At 69.2% G+C, this 19,950-nt stretch carries 13 protein-coding genes and 1 tRNA gene; 3 read left to right on the top strand and 11 right to left on the bottom strand.

Going from position 1 to position 19,950, the window contains the following annotated elements; translation table 11 throughout:
- Positions 1-33: 33 nt before the first annotated feature.
- Both MQN93_RS41750 and MQN93_RS41745 read left to right on the top strand, forming a co-directional pair.
- On the top strand, positions 34-870 hold the full coding sequence (locus tag MQN93_RS41750) for an Fpg/Nei family DNA glycosylase (RefSeq protein WP_242713598.1): 837 nt from the start codon (positions 34-36) through the stop codon (positions 868-870).
- Positions 871-902: 32 nt separating this feature from the next.
- Complete coding sequence (locus MQN93_RS41745) at positions 903-1,667, top strand: SDR family NAD(P)-dependent oxidoreductase (protein WP_016432285.1); 765 nt, start codon at positions 903-905, stop codon at positions 1,665-1,667.
- On the opposite strand, the gene MQN93_RS41740 is transcribed toward MQN93_RS41745, so the two are convergent.
- From MQN93_RS41740 to MQN93_RS41700, 9 genes are all read right to left on the bottom strand, one after another.
- A complete protein-coding gene (locus MQN93_RS41740; RefSeq protein ID WP_016432286.1) occupies positions 1,615-1,893 on the bottom strand; it encodes a hypothetical protein in 279 nt (92 codons plus the stop codon). The genes MQN93_RS41745 and MQN93_RS41740 overlap by 53 nt on opposite strands.
- Before the next feature lie 271 nt (positions 1,894-2,164).
- On the bottom strand, positions 2,165-2,539 hold the full coding sequence (locus MQN93_RS41735) for a helix-turn-helix domain-containing protein (protein WP_016432287.1): 375 nt from the start codon (positions 2,537-2,539) through the stop codon (positions 2,165-2,167).
- Positions 2,540-2,648: 109 nt separating this feature from the next.
- Positions 2,649-3,194 (bottom strand): CinA family protein, encoded by a 546-nt coding sequence (locus MQN93_RS41730; protein WP_016432288.1) that lies wholly within the window; start codon positions 3,192-3,194, stop codon positions 2,649-2,651.
- Entirely contained in the window at positions 3,191-3,913 is a 723-nt protein-coding gene (gene pgsA / locus MQN93_RS41725) for a CDP-diacylglycerol--glycerol-3-phosphate 3-phosphatidyltransferase (protein ID WP_016432289.1), read from the bottom strand. The genes MQN93_RS41730 and pgsA overlap by 4 nt, the downstream gene beginning before the upstream one ends.
- On the bottom strand, positions 3,910-5,379 hold the full coding sequence (gene rimO / locus MQN93_RS41720) for a 30S ribosomal protein S12 methylthiotransferase RimO (RefSeq protein ID WP_242713597.1): 1,470 nt from the start codon (positions 5,377-5,379) through the stop codon (positions 3,910-3,912). The genes pgsA and rimO overlap by 4 nt, the downstream gene beginning before the upstream one ends.
- An 85-nt stretch (positions 5,380-5,464) precedes the next feature.
- A complete protein-coding gene (locus tag MQN93_RS41715) occupies positions 5,465-6,304 on the bottom strand; it encodes a helix-turn-helix domain-containing protein (RefSeq protein ID WP_016432291.1) in 840 nt (279 codons plus the stop codon).
- A 244-nt stretch (positions 6,305-6,548) separates the two neighbouring features.
- Positions 6,549-9,254, bottom strand: coding sequence for a DNA translocase FtsK (locus tag MQN93_RS41710; protein ID WP_242713596.1), 2,706 nt, complete (start codon positions 9,252-9,254; stop codon positions 6,549-6,551).
- Between the two features lie 161 nt (positions 9,255-9,415).
- A complete protein-coding gene (locus MQN93_RS41705; RefSeq protein WP_242713595.1) occupies positions 9,416-10,096 on the bottom strand; it encodes a response regulator in 681 nt (226 codons plus the stop codon).
- A gap of 244 nt (positions 10,097-10,340) precedes the next feature.
- Positions 10,341-15,809 carry a HAMP domain-containing protein gene (locus MQN93_RS41700; RefSeq protein ID WP_242713594.1) on the bottom strand — a complete coding sequence of 1,823 codons (5,469 nt, stop codon included), beginning with the start codon at positions 15,807-15,809 and terminating at the stop codon, positions 10,341-10,343.
- A 374-nt stretch (positions 15,810-16,183) separates the two neighbouring features.
- Here MQN93_RS41700 and MQN93_RS41695 point away from each other — a divergent pair, with 374 nt between their 5' ends.
- Positions 16,184-18,937 (top strand): SpoIIE family protein phosphatase, encoded by a 2,754-nt coding sequence (locus MQN93_RS41695; RefSeq protein WP_242713593.1) that lies wholly within the window; start codon positions 16,184-16,186, stop codon positions 18,935-18,937.
- A 54-nt stretch (positions 18,938-18,991) separates the two neighbouring features.
- On the opposite strand, the gene MQN93_RS41690 is transcribed toward MQN93_RS41695, so the two are convergent.
- Positions 18,992-19,064: transfer RNA gene (locus tag MQN93_RS41690), tRNA-Thr, on the bottom strand.
- 96 nt (positions 19,065-19,160) lie between these two features.
- Positions 19,161-19,823: a DegT/DnrJ/EryC1/StrS family aminotransferase gene (locus MQN93_RS41685; protein WP_242713622.1), complete on the bottom strand. Its 663-nt coding sequence runs from the start codon at positions 19,821-19,823 to the stop codon at positions 19,161-19,163.
- Positions 19,824-19,950: the final 127 nt, after the last annotated feature.

Genomic DNA, 19,950 nt, shown 5'->3' with positions numbered 1-19,950 from the left:
CCCCTCGGGCCCACCCCGTGCCACCCTTGACCCATGCCCGAAGGAGACACGGTCTGGCAGGCCGCGAGGCGGTTGCACGACGCCCTCGCGGGCAGGGTGCTGACCCGCAGCGACCTCCGGGTGCCGAAGTTCGCCACGGCCGACCTCACGGGCCGCGCCGTCCTGGACGTCACCCCCCGCGGCAAGCACCTCCTGACCCGCATCGAGGGCAACCTGACCCTCCACTCGCACCTGAGGATGGACGGCGCCTGGAAGGTGTTCGCGCCCGGTCAGCGCTGGAGCGGTGGCCCGTCCCACCAGATCCGCGCGATCCTCGGCACCGCGGACCGCACGGCCGTCGGCTACCGCCTCCCCGTCCTGGAGCTCCTGCGCACCACCGACGAAGAGCGCGTCGTCGGCCATCTCGGCCCCGACCTGCTCGGCCCGGACTGGGACCCCGAGCAGGCCCTCGCCAACCTGCTCGCCGACCCGGCCCGCTCCCTCGGCGAGGCCCTGCTGGACCAGCGCAATCTCGCCGGGATCGGCAACGTCTACAAGAGCGAGCTCTGCTTCCTGCTCGGCGCCACCCCCTGGCTCCCGGTCGGCGCGCTGCCCGCCGACCGCGCCGCGAAGCTGCCGGAGCTCGCCAAGAGGCTCCTGGAGGCCAACCGCGACCGCCCCAACCGCATCACCACGGGCCACCGCAGCCAGCCCCTGTTCGTCTACGGCCGCGCGCCCCGCCCCTGTCTGCGCTGCCGCACCTCCGTGTGCGTGGCCGACCAGGGCGACGGCTCCCGCGAACGCCCCACCTACTGGTGCCCGAACTGCCAGACCGGACCGGCCCCGAGCACCACCCGGCACCGCGGAGCTCCACGCCGCACAACTAATTGACGACCCGTCAGAAACCCTCGTACGGTCCTCTCATGGCCGTCAAGGCGTACGACCTCACCGGACGCACCGCATTCGTCACCGGGGCCGCGGGCGGTATCGGCCGCGCCTCGGCCGTGCTGCTCGCCGAGGCGGGCGCCATGGTCCACTGCGCCGACCGTGACGCGGAGGGCCTCCACGAGACGGCGAACCTCGTCAAGGCCGGCGGCGGGACCGCCCGCATCCATCAGCTCGACGTCACCGACCGCGCGCAGCTCGCCCAGGCCGTCGCCTCCTGCGAGCGTCTGGACGTGATGGCGGCGATCGCCGGGATCATGCACACCAGTTCGGTCCTGGAGACCCGGGAGGAGGACCTCGACCGAGTCCTCGGCGTCAACTTCAAGGGGGTGCTCCACGCCTGCCAGGAGGCCGTCCGCCGCATGCTGGACCGGCAGACGCCCGGCAGCATCATCACCATGGCCTCGGGCGCCGTCGACACCGGCCGTCCCGGCCTGCTCTGCTACGGAGCGGCCAAGGCGGCCGTCGTCCAACTGACCAGGACCCTGGCGAACGAGGTCGGCCGGCACGGGATCCGGGTCAATGCCGTCGCGCCGGGCTGGATCCGCACGCCCATGACCGACCGCCACGAAGCGGAAGCACAGGCGCAGACCGAGGCGCAGATGGCCCGCCTGGCGCCCCTGGGCCGGGTCGGCGAACCGGAGGACGTGGCGCACACCGTGCTCTATCTGGCCTCGGACGCCTCGTCCTTCACCACGGGCCAGATCCTGCGTCCGAACGGCGGAGTGGCGATGCCGTGGTAGTCCGGACCGCCCGCCAGGCGCCCCGCCATCGCTCCGGACCCACGGCCCCTGCCGCCTGGGCCCTGGGCACGCAGTGCACCGGCAGCACACTCAGCCCCCAGCCTCCGGCGGCGACCGCCGCCTCCAGGACCCCCGCGCCGGGTGCGAACGCCAGCCGCAGCACCGCCCACCACCACAGCATCCCGAGCCCGAGAGCCGCCCCCCGGCGCACCGCCGGCCGTGCCATGGACGCCACCTCCAGCCCCTCCGGCCCCGAAGCCCGACCGCGGCCCTGAGCCCCTGGAGAGGGCGTACCGACGGCATGGTCGCAACGCACCCTCCACCATGACCGCCTTGGGCCGCACCGGCAAACGGACCCGGGCGCCTCACACCTGTCCCGAACGCCCCAAACGCCCGTGAAACGCGAAAACCCCGACCGCTCCTCTCCGGCTCTTCCGGAGAAGCCCCGGCCGGGGCCTTGCATGTGCAGGTCGATTCACGCAGTCACGCGCGTGATGTCACGCGGCGACCACGTCCACCGCTTCGGCGGGCGCCTTGATGGTCACCCGTTCCGGTGGCACGCCGGTCACCGACACGGAACCCAGCATCGGACGAACCGGCGCGGGCACAGACTCGGTGGCCGCAGCAGACTGGGCCAGCTCCGCGAGGGCGAGCTCGTCGCTCACTTCCCGCATGAGCTCGGACATCCGTACGTCCAGCGCGTCGCAGATGGCGGAGAGCAGTTCGGAGGAAGCCTCCTTCTGCCCCCGCTCCACCTCGGAGAGATAGCCGAGTGAAACTCGGGCGGACGAGGAGACTTCGCGCAGAGTACGGCCCTGGCGCTGGCGCTGCCGACGCAGCACGTCACCCAGCAGGCGACGGAGCAGAATCATCGGTGGCTCCCTCCTCGGACCGCGTAACCGCATCCTTCACGCCCCACCGTACCGCCTCGCGCTGCGGCCGTGCGGGGAGCGATGTCGTGTTCACTCAGGGCTGCAAACATCAAAACCCCCCGTTCTGTTCCGTATCCTGTGCCGGCTCGTTCCCGGACCGTTCGCTCGCAAGCTCCTGCCAGAGCAGTGCGAGTACGCTCCGTACACTCTCCATACGAATTTCCGCGCGGTCGCCGTTCAACCGCAGGGCCTCCACTTTTCCGCCACCGGCAGAATCCGGATCGCCTGTGAACGGTCCGTCCACGGCCACGAAGACCGTCCCGACGGGCCGGCCGTCCTGCGGTTCGGGGCCTGCCACACCGGTGGTCGCAAGGCCCCAGTCGGCGCCGAGCGCCTTGCGTACGCCCGCCGCCATCTGCGCCGCGACCTGCGGATCCACCGCTCCGCGCTGGGCCAGCAAAGCGGCGTCCACGCCCAGCAGCTCGTGCTTCAGCTCGGTGGCGTAGGCGGTGACGGAGCCACGGAAGGCCTTGGACGCCCCGGGGACCGCTGTGATGTCCGCCGCAACCAGTCCACCGGTCAGGGACTCGGCGACCGCGAGGGTCTCGCCTCTCACTGTCAGTAGTCGCACGACGTCGGCGGCCCGGGAACTCACGCTTCAGACTCCTCCGACGCGGCCTTGCGCTCGGCGATTCCCTGCCTGCGCAGCACAATGGCTTGTCTCACATAGTCAAGACCGGTCGCCACGGTCAGGACGACCGCCACGGCCATGACCCAGAACCTCAGCGTCGCCAGCCATCCCGTCAGTGCCAGCACATACATGCCGACGGCCACGCCCTGGGTCAGGGTCTTCAGCTTGCCGCCGCGGCTTGCCGGGATGACGCCGTAGCGGATAACCAGAAAACGCAGCAGCGTGATGCCTAGTTCCCGGCCGAGGATGACGATCGTCACCCACCACGGCAGGTCGCCCAGTGCGGAGAGACAGATCAGCGCCGCTCCCATGATCGCCTTGTCGGCGATGGGGTCGGCGATCTTCCCGAAGTCGGTGACGAGGTTGTACGTGCGCGCCAGATGACCGTCGAACAGATCCGTGATCATGGCGATGGCGAAGGCGGCCCAGGCCAGCGAGCGCCAGGCCGGGTCATATCCGCCGTCCGCCAGCATCAGCGCGACGAAGCCGGGCACGAGGAGCAGCCGGAGCATCGTCAGCAGGTTGGCGACGTTCCAGACGCTGGCCTGGTTGACGGCCGCGGCCGTCAGCTTCGCGCCCCGTGGAGGTTTCGCGCCGCCCGGCGCATCGGGCTCGGCGTTCCCCGCCTTCGGAGAACTCGCCTGCGAGGAGCCGTTCGCCGCCGATGCCGGTACTCCGGTCATCTGCCCGCCTCCTCACTACACCCGAGCGAGCCCGCCAGCGGCTCGGCCACCAGGTCGACACCTTCCGTGCCCACCACCTTGGCCTCGACGATACGGCCGACACTCAGGCCTTCGCCGCTCGTCAGCAGCACCTGGCCGTCGGTCTCCGGCGCCTGGTGCGCACCGCGGCCGTACACGCCCTCGTCGTCCATGGACTCCACGAGCACGTGCACGGTCTCGCCCACGCGCTCCTCGGCGCGCTGCGAGACGAGTTCCTCGGCCAGCCGGGAGACACGTGCCAGTCGCTCGGCGACGACGTCCTCGTCCAGCTTGTTCCCGTACGTCGCCGCCTCCGTGCCCTCCTCGTCGGAGTAGCCGAAGACGCCGATGGCGTCCAGACGCGCGCCGTTCAGGAACCGCTCCAGCTCCGCGAGGTCGGCCTCGGTCTCACCCGGGAAGCCGACGATGAAGTTGGAGCGCACACCGGCCTGCGGGGCCTTGCCGCGGATGGTGTCGAGCAGCTCCAGGAAGCGGTCGGTGTCGCCGAAGCGCCGCATGGCGCGCAGCACGTCCGGGGCGGAGTGCTGGAAGGACAGGTCGAAGTACGGGGCGATCTTCGGCGTCGAGGTCAGGACGTCGATCAGCCCCGGGCGCATCTCGGCCGGCTGGAGGTAGCTGACGCGCACGCGCTCGATACCGTCGACCTCCGCCAGCTCCGGCAGCAGCGACTCCAGCAGCCGGATGTCGCCCAGGTCCTTGCCGTAGGACGTGTTGTTCTCGGAGACCAGCATGATCTCCTTGACGCCCTGCTCGGCCAGCCAGCGCGTCTCGTTCAGCACGTCGCTCGGGCGGCGGGAGATGAAGGAGCCGCGGAAGGAGGGGATGGCGCAGAAGGAGCAGCGCCGGTCGCAGCCGGAGGCGAGCTTCACCGAGGCGACCGGGGAACCGTCCAGCCGGCGGCGCAGGGGCGCGCGGGGGCCGGAGGCGGGCGCCAGCCCGTCCGGCAGGTCCACGGGGCCGTGCCCGGGGAGGGCGACCTCCGCTGCGGACTCCTGGCGCTCGGCGGGGCTGATCGGCAGCAGCTTGCGCCGGTCGCGCGGGGTGTGCGAGGCGTGGATGCCGCCGTTGAGGATGGTCTGCAGGCGGTCGGAGATGTCCGCGTAGTCGTCGAAGCCGAGTACACCGTCGGCCTCGGGGAGGGCCTCGGCGAGCTCCTTGCCGTACCGCTCGGCCATGCAGCCCACCGCCACGACGGCCTGGGTTCTGCTGTGTCCCTTGAGGTCGTTGGCCTCCAGGAGGGCGTCGACCGAGTCCTTCTTGGCGGCTTCCACGAAGCCACAGGTGTTGACGACGGCGACGTCCGCTTGCGCGGCGTCCTCCACGAGGTCCCAGCCGTCCGCCTCCAAGCGGCCTGCGAGCTCCTCCGAGTCCACCTCGTTACGGGCGCAGCCAAGGGTGACGAGTGCGACGGTACGGCGTTCAGGCATGCGCTCAAGACTACTTTGTCTCACTGACAGCCCACGTCTACGGGGCTGGCGATCTTCACCGGCCCCGTAGGAGCGCGCTGCGGGACTAGCCGACCTGAGGGTCGCCCTTCGTGTACGTCAGGCGTTCCACCGCGCCCGGCTGGAAGTCGTTGTCGATCTTCTTGCCGTTGACGTAGAGCTGGATCGCACCCGCGTCACCGAGGACGAGGTTGATCTTCTCGCTGTCCTGGAAGGTCTTGGAGTCGCCCTGCTTGAGGAGCCCGTCGAACAGGAGCCGGCCGTTGTGGTCCTTGGCCGAGATCCAGCTGCGTCCGTCGGCGGCGCTGACCTGGACGGTCACCTTGTCCTGCGGCGCGGCGGCGATGGCGCTGTCCGAGGGGTCGGACTTGGGGTTGTCGGTCTTGGTCGGCGTCGGGGTGGGCGAGGCGGACTTGCTGTGCGTGGGCGTGGACCCCTCGGCGACCTGGCTCTTCGCCCCGCCGTCGTCGCCGCCCTTGAAAGCGGTGAAGCCGACGAAGCCGACCACGGCGACGATCGCGGCGACCATGGCGGCGGTCCAGTTGGGCCCGCGCCGCTCGGGGCGGATGCGTTCCGCCTCGAAGAGGGGGGCTGCCGGAGTCGGGGCCGGGCGGCCGCCGTGCTGAGCGTCGAACTGCTCGAGCAGGGGGGCCGGATCGAGGTGGACAGCCTTGGCCAGGGTCCGGATGTGGCCGCGGGCGTAGACGTCTCCGCCGCAGGGGGCGAAGTCGTCGGCCTCGATGGCGTGCACGATCGAGATCCGGACCCGGGTGGCGTTGGTGACGTCGTCGACGGTCAGCCCGGCTGCGATACGGGCCTGCCGGAGGGCATGACCGATGGAGAGGCGGGCTTCCTCGCGATCGTCTTCGAACGGACGCTCGTCTTCAGGAGAGTTGCCGATGGACACGGGGGCGCCTTTCGAGCGTTAAGCCACCTGTGCTGGAGGTTCAGTCTAGGGGGGGTACAAATGGGTGGGGCAACCGGGCGGAGGAGCTTGTTAGCCCATCGGTATGGCCGGACACGCCGATGGTCGGGTACGCGCTTGTCGCTTCCCTCAACTTGACGTACGCCGAAGGGAAACGGTTGCTCAATGATCCCTTACGGGTGAGTCACGATCCGACATCGCTCCTCACGCCACAAGGGCCTCTTCCTTATGCCTCCCCGCGGATCACCGCGAGCACTCCGTCCAGCTCATCAGCCTTCACAAGAACGTCACGGGCCTTCGAACCCTCACTCGGTCCGACGATGTTCCTGGACTCCATGAGGTCCATGAGCCGGCCGGCCTTGGCGAAGCCGACGCGCAGCTTGCGCTGGAGCATGGACGTCGACCCGAACTGCGTGGAGACCACCAGCTCGGCCGCCTGGCACAGCAGGTCGAGGTCGTCGCCGATCTCCTCGTCGATCTCCTTCTTCTGCTTGGTACCCACGGTGACGTCGTCCCGGAAGACGGGCGCCATCTGCTCCTTGCAGTGCCGGACGACGGCGGCGACCTCCTCCTCCGTCACGAAGGCGCCCTGCATACGGGTGGGCTTGTTCTGACCCATCGGCAGATACAGGCCGTCACCCTTGCCGATCAGCTTCTCGGCGCCGGGCTGGTCGAGGATGACGCGGCTGTCGGCGAGCGAGGAGGTGGCGAACGCGAGCCGCGAGGGGACGTTCGCCTTGATCAGACCGGTGACGACGTCGACCGACGGACGCTGTGTGGCAAGCACCAGATGGATGCCGGCCGCGCGCGCGAGCTGCGTGATGCGCACGATCGCGTCCTCGACGTCGCGCGGGGCGACCATCATCAGGTCGGCGAGCTCGTCGACGATCACCAGCAGATACGGGTACGGCTGCAGCTCCCGCTCACTGCCCTCCGGCGGCTTCACCTTGCCGCTGCGCACGGCCTCGTTGAAGTCGTCGATGTGGCGGTAGCCGTAGGCCGCCAGGTCGTCGTACCTGAGGTCCATCTCCCGTACGACCCACTGGAGCGCCTCGGCGGCCCTCTTGGGGTTGGTGATGATGGGCGTGATCAGGTGCGGGATGCCCTCGTAGGCGGTCAGTTCGACGCGCTTGGGGTCGACGAGGACCATGCGGACGTCCTCGGGGGTCGCGCGCACCATGATCGACGTGATCAGGCAGTTGATGCAGGACGACTTGCCGGAACCGGTGGCTCCGGCCACCAGTACGTGCGGCATCTTCGCGAGGTTGGCCATCACATAGCCGCCCTCGACGTCCTTGCCGAGCGCGACCAGCATCGGGTGCTCGTCCTCGGCGGCCGCCGCGAGGCGCAGCACGTCGCCGAGGTTGACCATCTCGCGGTCGGTGTTGGGGATTTCGATGCCGACCGCGGACTTGCCGGGGATCGGGCTGATGATCCGTACGTCCGGGCTGGCGACGGCGTAGGCGATGTTCTTCGTCAGCGCCGTGATGCGCTCGACCTTCACGGCGGGGCCGAGTTCGACCTCGTAGCGCGTGACCGTCGGTCCGCGGGTGAAGCCGGTGACGGAGGCGTCGACCTTGAACTCGGAGAAGACGGTGGTGAGCGAGGCGACCACCGCGTCGTTGGCGGCGCTGCGCGCCTTGCCGGGGCCGCCGCGCTCCAGGAGGTCGAGCGAGGGCAGGGAGTAGGTGATGTCCCCGGACAGCTGGAGCTGCTCGGCGCGCGGCGGCAGATCACCGGTGTCCTCGGGCGCGGGCTTGGTGAGATCGGCGACCTCGACCTTCAGCTTCTCCTGCTTGGGGCGCGCCGCCGGAACGGGCTTGGGCGTCGGTGTGGGTGTGGCTTCCTCGCGGTCGCCCACGCTCACGCCCTGGGTGAGGTCCGCGACGATCGGCGAGGGCGGCATCCCGTGCAGGACCGCGCCGTCGAGGGCGGCGGCCGCGGCCGCGGCGACGTCCACGGCGTCCATGGGGCGCGCCATGTCGGGCTGGGGCACCGCGGAGCGCCTGGGGCGGCCACGGCGCTTGGAGAGCGCCTCCTGCTCGGCCCTGTCGGGGTCGTACGGCTCGGCTGGGGTCGCACCACGCTTGCGCGAGCCCTTGGGCAGCGACTCGCGCCACTGGTCGTCGTAGCGCCGGTCGTCCTCGCTGAGTTCGTCGTCCTCCGGGTCGTGCAGGATGCCGAGCTTCACGCCGAGCAGCCGCAGCCGCTGCGGGATGGCGTTGACCGGGGTGGCGGTGACGACGAGCAGGCCGAAGATCGTCAGCAGGACGAGCAGGGGTACGGCGAGCACCTCGCCCATCGTGTACGTCAGCGGGGTCGCCGCACCCCACCCGATGAGACCGCCCGCGTCCCTTATCGCCTGCATGCCGTCGCTGCGGGCGGGGGCGCCGCAGGCGATGTGGACCTGGCCGAGCACGCCGATGACGAGCGCGGACAGACCGATCACGATGCGGCCGTTGGCCTCGGGCTGTTCGGGATGCCGGATGAAGCGCACGGCGATGACCCCGAGCAGTATCGGCACCAGCAGGTCGAGACGGCCGAAGGCGCCGGTCACCAGGATCTCGACGAGATCACCGACAGGACCGCGCAGATCGGCCCAGGTGCCCGCGGCGACGATCAGCGCGATGCCGAACAGCAGCAGGGCGACGCCGTCCTTGCGGTGTGCGGGGTCGAGGTTCTTCGCGCCGTTCCCTATGCCGCGGAAGACGGCGCCGACGGTGTGCGCGAGGCCCAGCCAGAGGGCGCGAACCAGCTTGTAGATGCCGCCGGTCGGACTCGGTGCCGGCTTCGGGGGCGGCGCAGACTTCTTCGCCGCGGCCTTCTTGGCAGGAGCCTTCTTCGCCGGAGCCTTCTTCGCAGCGGCCTTCTTCGCCGGAGCCGCCGCCTTCTTCGGGGGCTGCTTCTTGGCAGCGGAGGGACGTGAGGCCATAGGTGTGAGGTTACCGGTGGAGACGCCAACGGACACGTGTGCCCACTGCTTCACCCGTTCGTGTCGCCCTGAAGCGGGCGCGGAACTGACGCGTCCTCATGCGCAACTGGTCCGCGCCGACACGTCAGTTCCGCGAGGACTCGGTTCTGCTCTGCCAGGACTCAGTTCTGCGAGGACACCGACGGCGCGCTGCCGGCCCCGGGCTCCAGGGCGTCCAGCGCCCGCCGCAATCCCGTGAGTTTGCGTTCGAGATGGGCCGCGGTGGCCACGGCCGCCGCATCCGCCGACTCGTCGTCGAGCTGCTTGGACAGTGCCTCGGCCTGCTCCTCGACCGCCGCGAGCCGCGCCGACAGCTCCGCGAGCAGACCGGCGGGCTCCTTGACCTCGCCGACCGCCGCCTTGCCGCCGCCCTCCAACTGGAGCCGCAGCAGCGCCGCCTGCTCCCGAAGCTGGCAGTTCTTCATGTACAGCTCGACGAAGACGGAGACCTTCGCGCGCAGCACCCACGGGTCGAACGGCTTGGAGATGTAGTCCACCGCACCTGCGGCATACCCACGGAACGTGTGGTGGGGGCCGTGGTTGATCGCGGTGAGGAAGATGATCGGGATGTCCCGCGTCCGTTCTCGGCGCTTGATGTGGGCGGCTGTTTCGAAACCGTCCATTCCCGGCATCTGGACGTCCAGCAGAATGACCGCGAAGTCGTCCGTGAGCAGTGCTTTGAGCGCTTCCTCCCCGGACGATGCCCGCACCAGTGTCTGATCGAGCGCAGAGAGGATGGCCTCCAGCGCCAGCAGATTCTCCGGCCGGTCATCGACCAGGAGGATCTTGGCCTTCTGCACCATGGCCCGCCCTCCTCGCCCCGGCTGTGCACCGGGTGCCGCCCCTTGGGACGACTCCCTTTCGCCGCCCGTCCTTGTGCCGGTCATCGTAGCCGCACCCCACCTGTCGCCACACCCTGTCACCGCGATGTCACTGTGCACGTAGCAGAAACGGACCGGGAGACCAGAAGGTTCCCCGAATCCCGTACTTCTACACGGCATCGGCCACACTGAGTCAGCAACTCCGAGTGAACACCGATGGTTCCCGTCACTCCCCTCGCATCCACTGATCCATCACCGACAGAAGGTGATCGGGATCGACCGGCTTGGTCACATAGTCGGACGCGCCGGACTCGATCGCCTTCTCCCGGTCGCCCTTCATCGCCTTGGCGGTCAGCGCGATGATCGGCAGACCCGCGAACTGCGGCATCCTGCGGATCGCCGTCGTCGTCGCATATCCGTCCATCTCGGGCATCATGATGTCCATCAGGACGACCGCCACGTCGTCGTGCTGCTCCAGGACCTCGATGCCCTCGCGGCCGTTCTCGGCGTACAGCACGGACAGCCCGTGCTGCTCCAGGACACTGGTCAGCGCGAACACGTTACGGATGTCGTCGTCGACGATGAGCACCTTCTGGCCACCGAAGCGGATGCCCCGGTGCGGCTGCGACGCCGCGTCCTGGTCCTGGGAGGACCACTGCTCCGACGAGGCGGGGGCGTCCGCGTCCAGGCCGTTCCTGCGGCGGCGCCTGAAGAGCGCGGCAGCGCCGTTCTGCGTCTCGCGGTACGACTTCACCTCGGCCGGCGTCTCGATCTCCGCCTCGGAGATCTGGGCCAGGTCCGCGGCGGCCACCAGATCGCCGGCGTTCAGGGCCGGCAGCGCCTGCTGATAGCCCTGCGGCGGCAGTTCGCTCGGATGCAGAGGCAAATACAGCGTGAACGTCGATCCGCGCCCGGGTTCGCTCTGCGCGTGGATCTCACCGCCGAGCAACTGGGCGATCTCCCGGGAGATCGACAGCCCGAGGCCGGTGCCGCCGTACTTGCGGCTGGTCGTGCCATCCGCCTGCTTGAACGCCTCGAAGATCACCCGCATCTTGCTGGCCGCGATGCCGATACCGGTGTCGGTCACCGAGAACGCGATCAGGTCCGCGTCCGGATCGCTCATCGAACCGGCCTCCAGGAGCTGTTCCTTGATCCTCGCGGGAACGTCCCGGCCGGCCGGCCTGATCACCAGCTCGACCGAGCCGGAGTCGGTGAACTTCACCGCGTTGGACAGCAGGTTCCGCAGCACCTGGAGCAACCGCTGCTCGTCGGTGTGCAAGGTGGCGGGCAGCTCCGGAGAGACCCGTACGGACAGGTCCAGGCCCTTCTCCGCGGTCAGCGGCCGGAAGGTGGCCTCCACGTAGTCGACGAGCTGGACGAGCGCGATACGCGTCGGGGAGACGTCCATCTTGCCCGCCTCGACCTTCGACAGGTCGAGGATGTCGTTGATCAGCTGGAGCAGGTCGGAACCCGCGCCGTGGATCGTTTCGGCGAACTCGACCTGCTTCGGGGTGAGGTTGGCGTCCGCGTTGTCGGCGAGCAACTTGGCCAGGATCAGCAGCGAGTTGAGCGGCGTACGCAGCTCGTGCGACATGTTGGCGAGGAACTCGCTCTTGTATCGCATGGAGACCGCGAGCTGTTCGGCGCGTTCCTCCAGGACCTGGCGCGCCTCCTCGATCTCGGTGTTCTTCACCTCGATGTCGCGGTTCTGCTGGGCCAGCAGCTCGGCCTTCTCCTCCAGTTCGGCGTTGGACGCCTGGAGGGCCTTCTGCCGGTTCTCCAACTCGGCGGAGCGCTCGCGCAGTTGCTCGGTCAGCTCCTGCGACTGCTTCAGCAGCTGCTCGGTCTTGGTGTTCACCGAGATGGTGTTGACGCTGGTCGCGATCATCTCGGCGATCTGATTGAGGAAGTCCCGCTGGATCTGCGTGAACGGGGTGAAGGAGGCCAGCTCGATGATGCCGAGCACCTTGCCCTCGAACAGCACGGGAAGGACGATCACCTGCGCCGGCGGCGCCTCGCCGAGGCCGGAGGAGATCTTCAGATAGCCGCTGGGCGCGTTCTCCACCAGGATCGTGCGCTTCTCCTCCGCGGCCGTCCCGATCAGCGCCTCACCCGGGCGGAAGGACGTCGGCATGGAGCCGATCGAGTAACCGTACGACCCCAGCATGCGCAGTTCGTACGCGTCCTCGCTCTCGGCGCTCAGGTCCTTGCCGTCGACCAGGGGCATCGCCACGAAGAACGCGCCGTGCTGCGCGGAGACCACCGGTGTCAGCTCGCTCATGATCAGCGAGGCCACGTCCTGCAGATCGCGGCGTCCCTGCATCAGCGCGGAGATGCGGGCGAGGTTGCCCTTGAGCCAGTCCTGCTCCTTGTTGGCGATGGTGGTGTCGCGCAGGTTGGCGATCATCTTGTTGATGTAGTCCTGCAGCTCCTGGATCTCGCCGGACGCGTCGACGTCGATCTTCAGGTTCAGGTCGCCACGGGTCACCGCGGTCGCCACGCGCGCGATGGCGCGCACCTGACGGGTGAGGTTCCCGGCCATCTCGTTCACGGACTCGGTGAGGTCGCGCCAGGTTCCGTCGACGTCACGCACGCGTGCCTGACCGCCGAGCTGCCCCTCGGTGCCCACCTCGCGGGCGACTCGTGTGACCTCCTCGGCGAAGCTGGACAGCTGATCAACCATCGTGTTGATCGTCGTCTTGAGTTCAAGGATCTCGCCGCGGGCGTCAATGTCGATCTTCTTGGTCAAGTCACCCTTGGCGATGGCCGTGGTGACCATGGCGATGTTGCGCACCTGACCGGTCAGGTTGGACGCCATCTGGTTCACGGACTCGGTGAGGTCCTTCCACGTACCGGCCACACCCGGTACGTGCGCCTGGCCGCCGAGGATGCCGTCCGTGCCCACCTCGCGGGCCACCTTGGTGACCTGGTCGGCGAACGAACTCAGCGTCTTCACCATGGTGTTGAAGGTGTCGGCGAGCTGCGCGACCTCGCCGCGCGCCTCGATCGTCACCGTCCGCGTCAGATCGCCGTTGGCGACCGCCGCCGCGACCTGGGAGATGTTGCGCACCTGCACCGTCAGGTTCTTCGCCATCAGGTTGACGTTGTCGCTGAGGTCCTTCCAGATACCGACGACGCCCGGTACGTGCGCCTGGCCGCCCAGGATGCCCTCGGTACCCACCTCGCGGGCCACCCGGGTCACCTGCTCGGCGAAGCTGGACAGCTGATCAACCATCGTGTTGACCGTCGTGACGAGCTCAAGAATCTCGCCCTTCGCGTCAACAGTGATCTTCTTCGACAGGTCGCCCTTGGCGACCGCGGTCGTGACCTCGGCGATGTTGCGCACCTGGATGGTCAGGTTGTTCGCCATGAAGTTCACTGACTGCGTGAGGTCCTTCCAGGTGCCGGAGACGCCCTGCACCTCGGCCTGACCGCCGAGCTGGCCCTCCGTGCCCACCTCACGGGCGACGCGGGTGACCTCCTCCGCGAACGACGACAGCTGGTCCACCATCGTGTTCAGGGTGTTCTTCAGCTCCAGGATCTCCCCGCGCGCGTCCACGGTGATCTTCTGGGACAGGTCACCGCGGGCGACCGCGGTGGCGACCTGCGCGATGTTGCGCACCTGGGCCGTCAGGTTCCCGGCCATGCCGTTCACGGAGTCCGTCAGATCCCGCCACACGCCCGCGACGCCGGGCACCTGCGCCTGACCGCCGAGGCGGCCCTCCGTGCCCACCTCGCGGGCCACCCGGGTCACCTGGTCGGCGAACCCGGAGAGCTGGTCGACCATCGTGTTGATGGTGTTCTTCAGCTCCAGGATCTCCCCGCGCGCGTCCACGTCGATCTTCTGGGACAGGTCGCCCCGGGCGACCGCGGTGGTCACCTGGGCGATGTTGCGCACCTGGGCCGTCAGGTTCCCGGCCATGCCGTTGACGGAGTCGGTGAGTTCCTTCCATGTACCGGCCACGCCCGGTACGACGGCCTGGCCGCCCAGGCGGCCCTCCGTGCCCACGTCCCGGGCCATCCGGGTCACCTGGTCGGCGAAGGACGACAGCTGGTCCACCATCGTGTTCACGGTGTTCTTCAGCTGGAGCATCTCGCCGGAGACGTCGACGGTGACCTTCTGCGACAGATCACCGTTGGCCACGGCCGTCGTCACCTGGGCGATGTTGCGGACCTGCCCGGTGAGGTTGCGGAATGCAGTGTTGACCGAGTCGGTCAAGTCCTTCCAGGTACCGGCCGCACCGGGCACCTGTGCCTGACCGCCCAGTTCACCCTCGACACCGACCTCGCGCGCCACGCGCGTGACCTCGGAACCGAAGGACGACAGCTGGTCCACCATGCCGTTGACGGTGTTCTTCAGCTCGAGCATCTCGCCGGCCACGTCGACGGTGACCTTCTGCGACAGATCACCGTTGGCCACGGCCGTGGTCACGGCGGCGATGTCCCTCACCTGTGTGGTGAGATTCCTGAACACCGTGTTGACGGAGTCCGTCAGGTCCTTCCACGTCCCCGCGGCGCCCGGCACGTTCGCCTGCCCGCCCAGCTGTCCTGCGGCGCCGACCTCGTTGGCCACGCGCGTGACCTCGTCCGCGAAGATCCGCAGCGTCTCAGTCATCTGGTTGATCGTGTCCGCGAGCTGCGCGACCTCACCGCGTGCCGAGACGGTGACCTTCTGCGACAGATCGCCGTTGGCGACCGCGGTGGTGACCTGTGAGATCCCGCGCACCTGGGCCGTGAGGTTGCCGGCCATGAGGTTCACCGAATCGGTGAGGTCCTTCCACACGCCCGCCACACCGGGCACCTGCGCCTGACCGCCGAGCTCGCCCTCGGTGCCCACCTCACGCGCGACTCGCGTCACCTCGGAGGAGAACGACGACAGCTGGTCCACCATCGTGTTGACGGTGTTCTTCAGCTCCAGCATCTCGCCGGCGACGTGAACCGTGACCTTCCGGGACAGATCACCCTTGGCCACCGCCGTCGTCACCAGGGCGATGTCCCGCACCTGCGCCGTCAGCCGGTACGCCATCGTGTTGACGGAGTCCGTGAGGTCCTTCCATGAACCCGACATGCCACGCACGCGTGCCTGACCGCCCAGCTTGCCCTCGGTGCCCACCTCGCTGGCCACCCGCGTGACCTCGTCGGTGAACGTCGACAGCTGGTCGACGAGATTGTTGACCGTACGGCCGACCTTGAGGAACTCCCCGCGCAGCGGATGCCCGGTGCCGTCCTGCGCCTGCGTCCGCAGCTCCATGCGCGGCGACAGGTCACCCTCGGCCACCGCGGTCAGCACCCGTCCGACCTCGGAGACGGGCCGTACGAGGTCGTCCACGAGCGCGTTGGAGGCGTCGATCGCGGCGGCCCAGGAACCCTCGTAGGCGCCCGCGTCGAGCCGTTCCGTGAGCTTGCCCTCGCGGCCCACCATGCGCCGCACCCGGGACAGCTCACCCGTCAAATGCAGATTGCGGTCGGCCACCTCGTTGAAAACCGCAGCAATCTCCGACATCACGCCGTCCCCGGACACCGTGAGCCGCTTTCGGAAGTTCCCGTCGCGCATCGCCACAAGGGCCGCCAGCAGTCGATTCAGGGCCGCCGTGTCCACCGCGGTGGTTCCGCCGCGCGGTTTGCGCTGGTTGTTCAGGGACTGTCCGCCTTTCGCGCGCGTCTTAGTGCCCCGCGCCGCTTCGCCAGACTCCACTGTGTCCCTCCCGCAGGGGTCGACCGTTACTGCTGAGCTCCGGTACTACCGTTCGCCGTACCAGGTACTGCTGCGTATTTCTGCCGGATATACCAGGCCGCACCACGGGCTGCTGCCCACTGGGTACGGAAGTCACTCGGCCTGCCCGGACCTTCACAAGAAGCTTGCCCAGTGTTTCACCCTGCTTGAACCCGGCCATAACAGTTCGGCAGCTTCGCACATCGTCCGCACACCCTCTGGGCGGAAACACTGCAGACCGGCATCCGCATGGACGGCGAAGGTAAGTAACCTTGCATGCGGCTGTCCAGCCGCGCCGGTCCGTCCGGCCTGGGCGGTGGTACGAGACGAGCGGGCATCGGAGGGGCGGCCGGACCATGACCACCGGACTGATCCCCGGGGGGCAGCCCCCGGATCCCCGGCCGACGGGCGCTCTGCCGCATCAGCGGCACGAGCCGGTCGGCCAGTCAGCCCTGCCCGCCGACAACCGGACGAGGAGTTCTGTGATCACCGCGCGTGCGGCCGCCAGCTTCGAGCCCGTCGGGCGATCGGTCGCGACCGCCCGCTCCTTCGTCCGCGACACCCTCCAGGGCTGGGGGTTCGCCGACATCGTCGACGATGCCGTGGTGCTCACCAGCGAACTCGTCACCAACGCCGTCGTGCACGCCGGCACCTCCGCCGACGTTCTGTGCCTGCGCAGTGACGAAGGGGTACGGATCGAGGTCGCCGACCGCTACCCGGAACGTGAGATCCCTCTCCAGGGCTCCCCCGTCAACATGGGCAGCCCCGACCGCGAGGGCGGCCGCGGCCTGCAACTGTGCGCGGCTCTGGCGGGCCGCTGGGGCGTCGAGTACACGCCCACGCACAAGCAGGTCTGGTTCCAGCTGGACCTCCCCGAGCGCGCAGTGGGCACCCGCGCCGCGGGCCCGTCCCTGCCCTCCGCCCTCCTCCCGGTCGCCGACGGACGGGTCCGCGTCGCGGTGGTCCAGATCGACCGCACGGGCGCCATCACGGCCTGGAACGAGGACGCGGAAGAGATCTTCGGCTACGCGGCCGAGCAGGTCACCGGCAAACCCCTCACCGATTTCGCCGCCTGGCCGCACACCCCGGGCACCAGCACGGGCATCGTGGAGGCGCTCCAACTCTCGCGCTGGGAAGGCAGTTACGGCATCAGGGGCGCCAACGGCCGCGTCACCCCGGTCTACGCCTCACACCTGCGCGTCCGCGACACGGACGGCGAGCCGTCCACGGTCTGCCTGCTCGTCCGCGACCACGAACGGGCCGTCCTGCAGACCCCGTTGCGCATGCCTCCCTCGGACGCCGTCGGCACCGCCGAGGGGCAGAGCAGCGACCCGTTCGAGGTGTTCATCGGCTCCCCCGCCCCCGACGACCTCGACGGCCTCCTGCAGCGCACCGTGGAGCGCGCCCGCGACATGCTCGACGCGGACTCGGCCTTCCTGCTCCTTGCGACCGACGACGAAACGGAGTTGGAGGTGCGCGCCTCCACGGGCCTGCCCTCCGCCCGTCAGCGCTTCGCACGCGTGCCCGTGGAAGCGGGCCCCGGCCGCTACGGCTCGGCCCGCATGCCGGCCGTCCACGACGACCTCACGGCCGTTCCGGGCGCCGTCCCACTCCTCAACGGCACGGGCATGCGCTCCGTCGTCACGGTCCCTCTGAAGGTCGAGGGACGGCTCACCGGCTCCCTCGGCGTGGCGGCCGAAGGCGCGGGAAGATACTCCAACGAAGAGGCCCTGCGTCTCCAATTCGCCGCCGACCGCATCGCGTTGGCCGTCGAGTCGGCCCGCCTCGGCGAACTGGAACGCCTGCGCCGGGGCTCCCTGAGCTTCCTCGTCGAGGCCTCCGACCTGCTCGCCGGCACCCTGGACCGCGACCAGACCCTGGCACTGATGGCCCAGATGACGGTCCCCACCCTCGCCACCTGGTGCGCCGTCTACACCATCGCCGACCAGGCCTCCGAGCCCTACCTCTCGTACGTCCTGCACGAGGACGAGGAACTCATCGACGGCATCAAGTCGTTGCTCTCCAAGGTGCCCCCGCCGGACCCGGTGCCGACCCCGGGCGCCCGCGTCTGGACGGCCCCCGGCGAAGTGGCCCACCAGGCGGCCCTGCGCAGCTCCATGCGCAGCCTGGGCCTCAGCGGCGGCCCCACCCACCAGGTCGCCTCCGGCATCGGCCCCACGCTCGCCACGGCCTCCGCGGTGGGCGGCGAGACCGTCGTCCTCCCCCTGGTGGCCCGCAACCGCGTCATCGGCATGCTGACCCTCGGCAAGCCCACCGACGAGCACTTCCGCCAGGAAATCCTGGAACTGGCCGAGGACTTGAGCCGCCGAGCGGCCCTGGCACTCGACAACGCCCGCCTCTACTCCGAGCGCACGGCCATCAGCCAGTCCCTCCAGCGCAGCCTCCTGCCGCCCGAACTGCCCCTGATCGACGGCGTCGAGGTCGAGGTCATCTACCGCGCGGCCGGCGAGGGCAACGAGGTCGGCGGTGACTTCTACGACCTCTTCCCGATCAGCGACGGCGCCTACGGCTTCGCCATCGGCGACGTCTGCGGTACGGGCCCCAACGCCGCCGCGGTCACCGGCCTCGCCCGCCACGCCCTGCGCCTGCTGGCCCGCGAGGGCCTCAGCGGCCCGGCGGTCCTGGAGCGACTGAACTCGGCCATTCTCGACGAGGGCGCGCGCAGCCGCTTCCTGACGCTTCTCTACGGCGAGTTGAGGCCACAGGAGGACGGCAGCGCCCAACTCAAGGTGGTGTGCGCCGGGCACCCGCTCCCGCTGCGCCTGCGCCAGGACGGCACGGTCGAACCCGCCGCCGAACCCCAGCCCCTGCTAGGCGTCATGGACGACCTGGAGCTCTACGAGCAGACGGTCACCCTCGACCCGGGCGACGTCCTCCTGTGCGTCACGGACGGCGTCACGGAGCGCCGCGAGGGCACGCGCATGCTGGGCGACGACGGCCTCATGGACGTCCTCACCACGTGCACGGGTCTGACCGCGGGCGCGGTCGCGGCGCGCATCATGCGCGCGGTGGAGCGCTTCGCCTCCGACGCACCGTCGGACGACATGGCGATCCTGGCGATGCGCGTACCCGGCCTCCACAAGGACTGAGTGACCCACAAACACGAAAAGGCCCCGCCCAATTGGGCGGGGCCTTTTGATCGGAGCCCCCAAACGGAATCGAACCGTTGACCTTCTCCTTACCATGGAGACGCTCTACCGACTGAGCTATAGGGGCCTGTCGCCTTTTCGAGGCCTGCCTCGCAGCGACGCGATAGATCATACCCCGAGCGGACACCTGCTCCCAACCACGTCATCCAGCGGTGGAAACGGCTCAGAAGGCCGGCTGAAGCAGTCCCCCCAGCGCATTGCACGCACCGACGATCCGCTGCATGTCCCGCTTCGTCAACGCGGCGTCCACAGGCAGCGCGAGGGTCTCGTCGGCGGCCCGCTCGGTCTCCGGAAGCGACACGCACCGCCGGAATTCCGGCAGCCGGTGCACCGGCGTCTTCACCGGCACCCGCACCTCAACTCCCCTCGCCCGTACGGCCCGGGCGAAAGCGTCCCGGTCCGGACGCCCATTGCCCGGCACCCGCACGACGTACTGCTGATAGGTGTGCCCGTCACCGCCGTCGGGCGTACGCACACCCCTCAACTTGGCATCGAGATAGGCGGCCCGCTCCCGACGCTGAGCCACCTCGTCGTACGGCACCTCGGACTCGCCCTGCTGCAGCACCAGGAGCCCGTGCCGCCGGCCCACCTCGTGCAGCCGCGCGATGTCGGCCGGCCGCCCGAAGCGGTGCACGACGACGACAGCCGCCGTCCGCGACGTCACGGCCACCTCGACGGCGGCCGGATCCACGCAGTACGTCACCGGGTCTATGTCGGCGAACACCGGCAGCGCTCCGGCCATGGCCACGGCCTCGGCCACCTCGACGTTCCCGAAGGCCGGTACGACGACCTCGTCACCGAGCCCGACACCGGCGGCCCTGAGCATCGCAGCAGTACCCATGGTCAGGATCGTTGTTGCGCAACGTGAACTTCAAGTGACGCAGAACAAAAAAGGGTTGGACCCCGAACCGAAGTTCAGGATCCAACCCTTTGAATAATTGTTCGGCGGCGTC

The sequence above is a fragment of the Streptomyces spinosisporus genome (assembly GCF_022698145.1).
Taxonomy (GTDB): Bacteria; Actinomycetota; Actinomycetes; order Streptomycetales; family Streptomycetaceae; genus Streptomyces; species Streptomyces spinosisporus.
The sequence above is the reverse complement of the archived record's forward strand: the minus strand, read 5'-3'. Positions and strand labels throughout refer to the sequence as shown.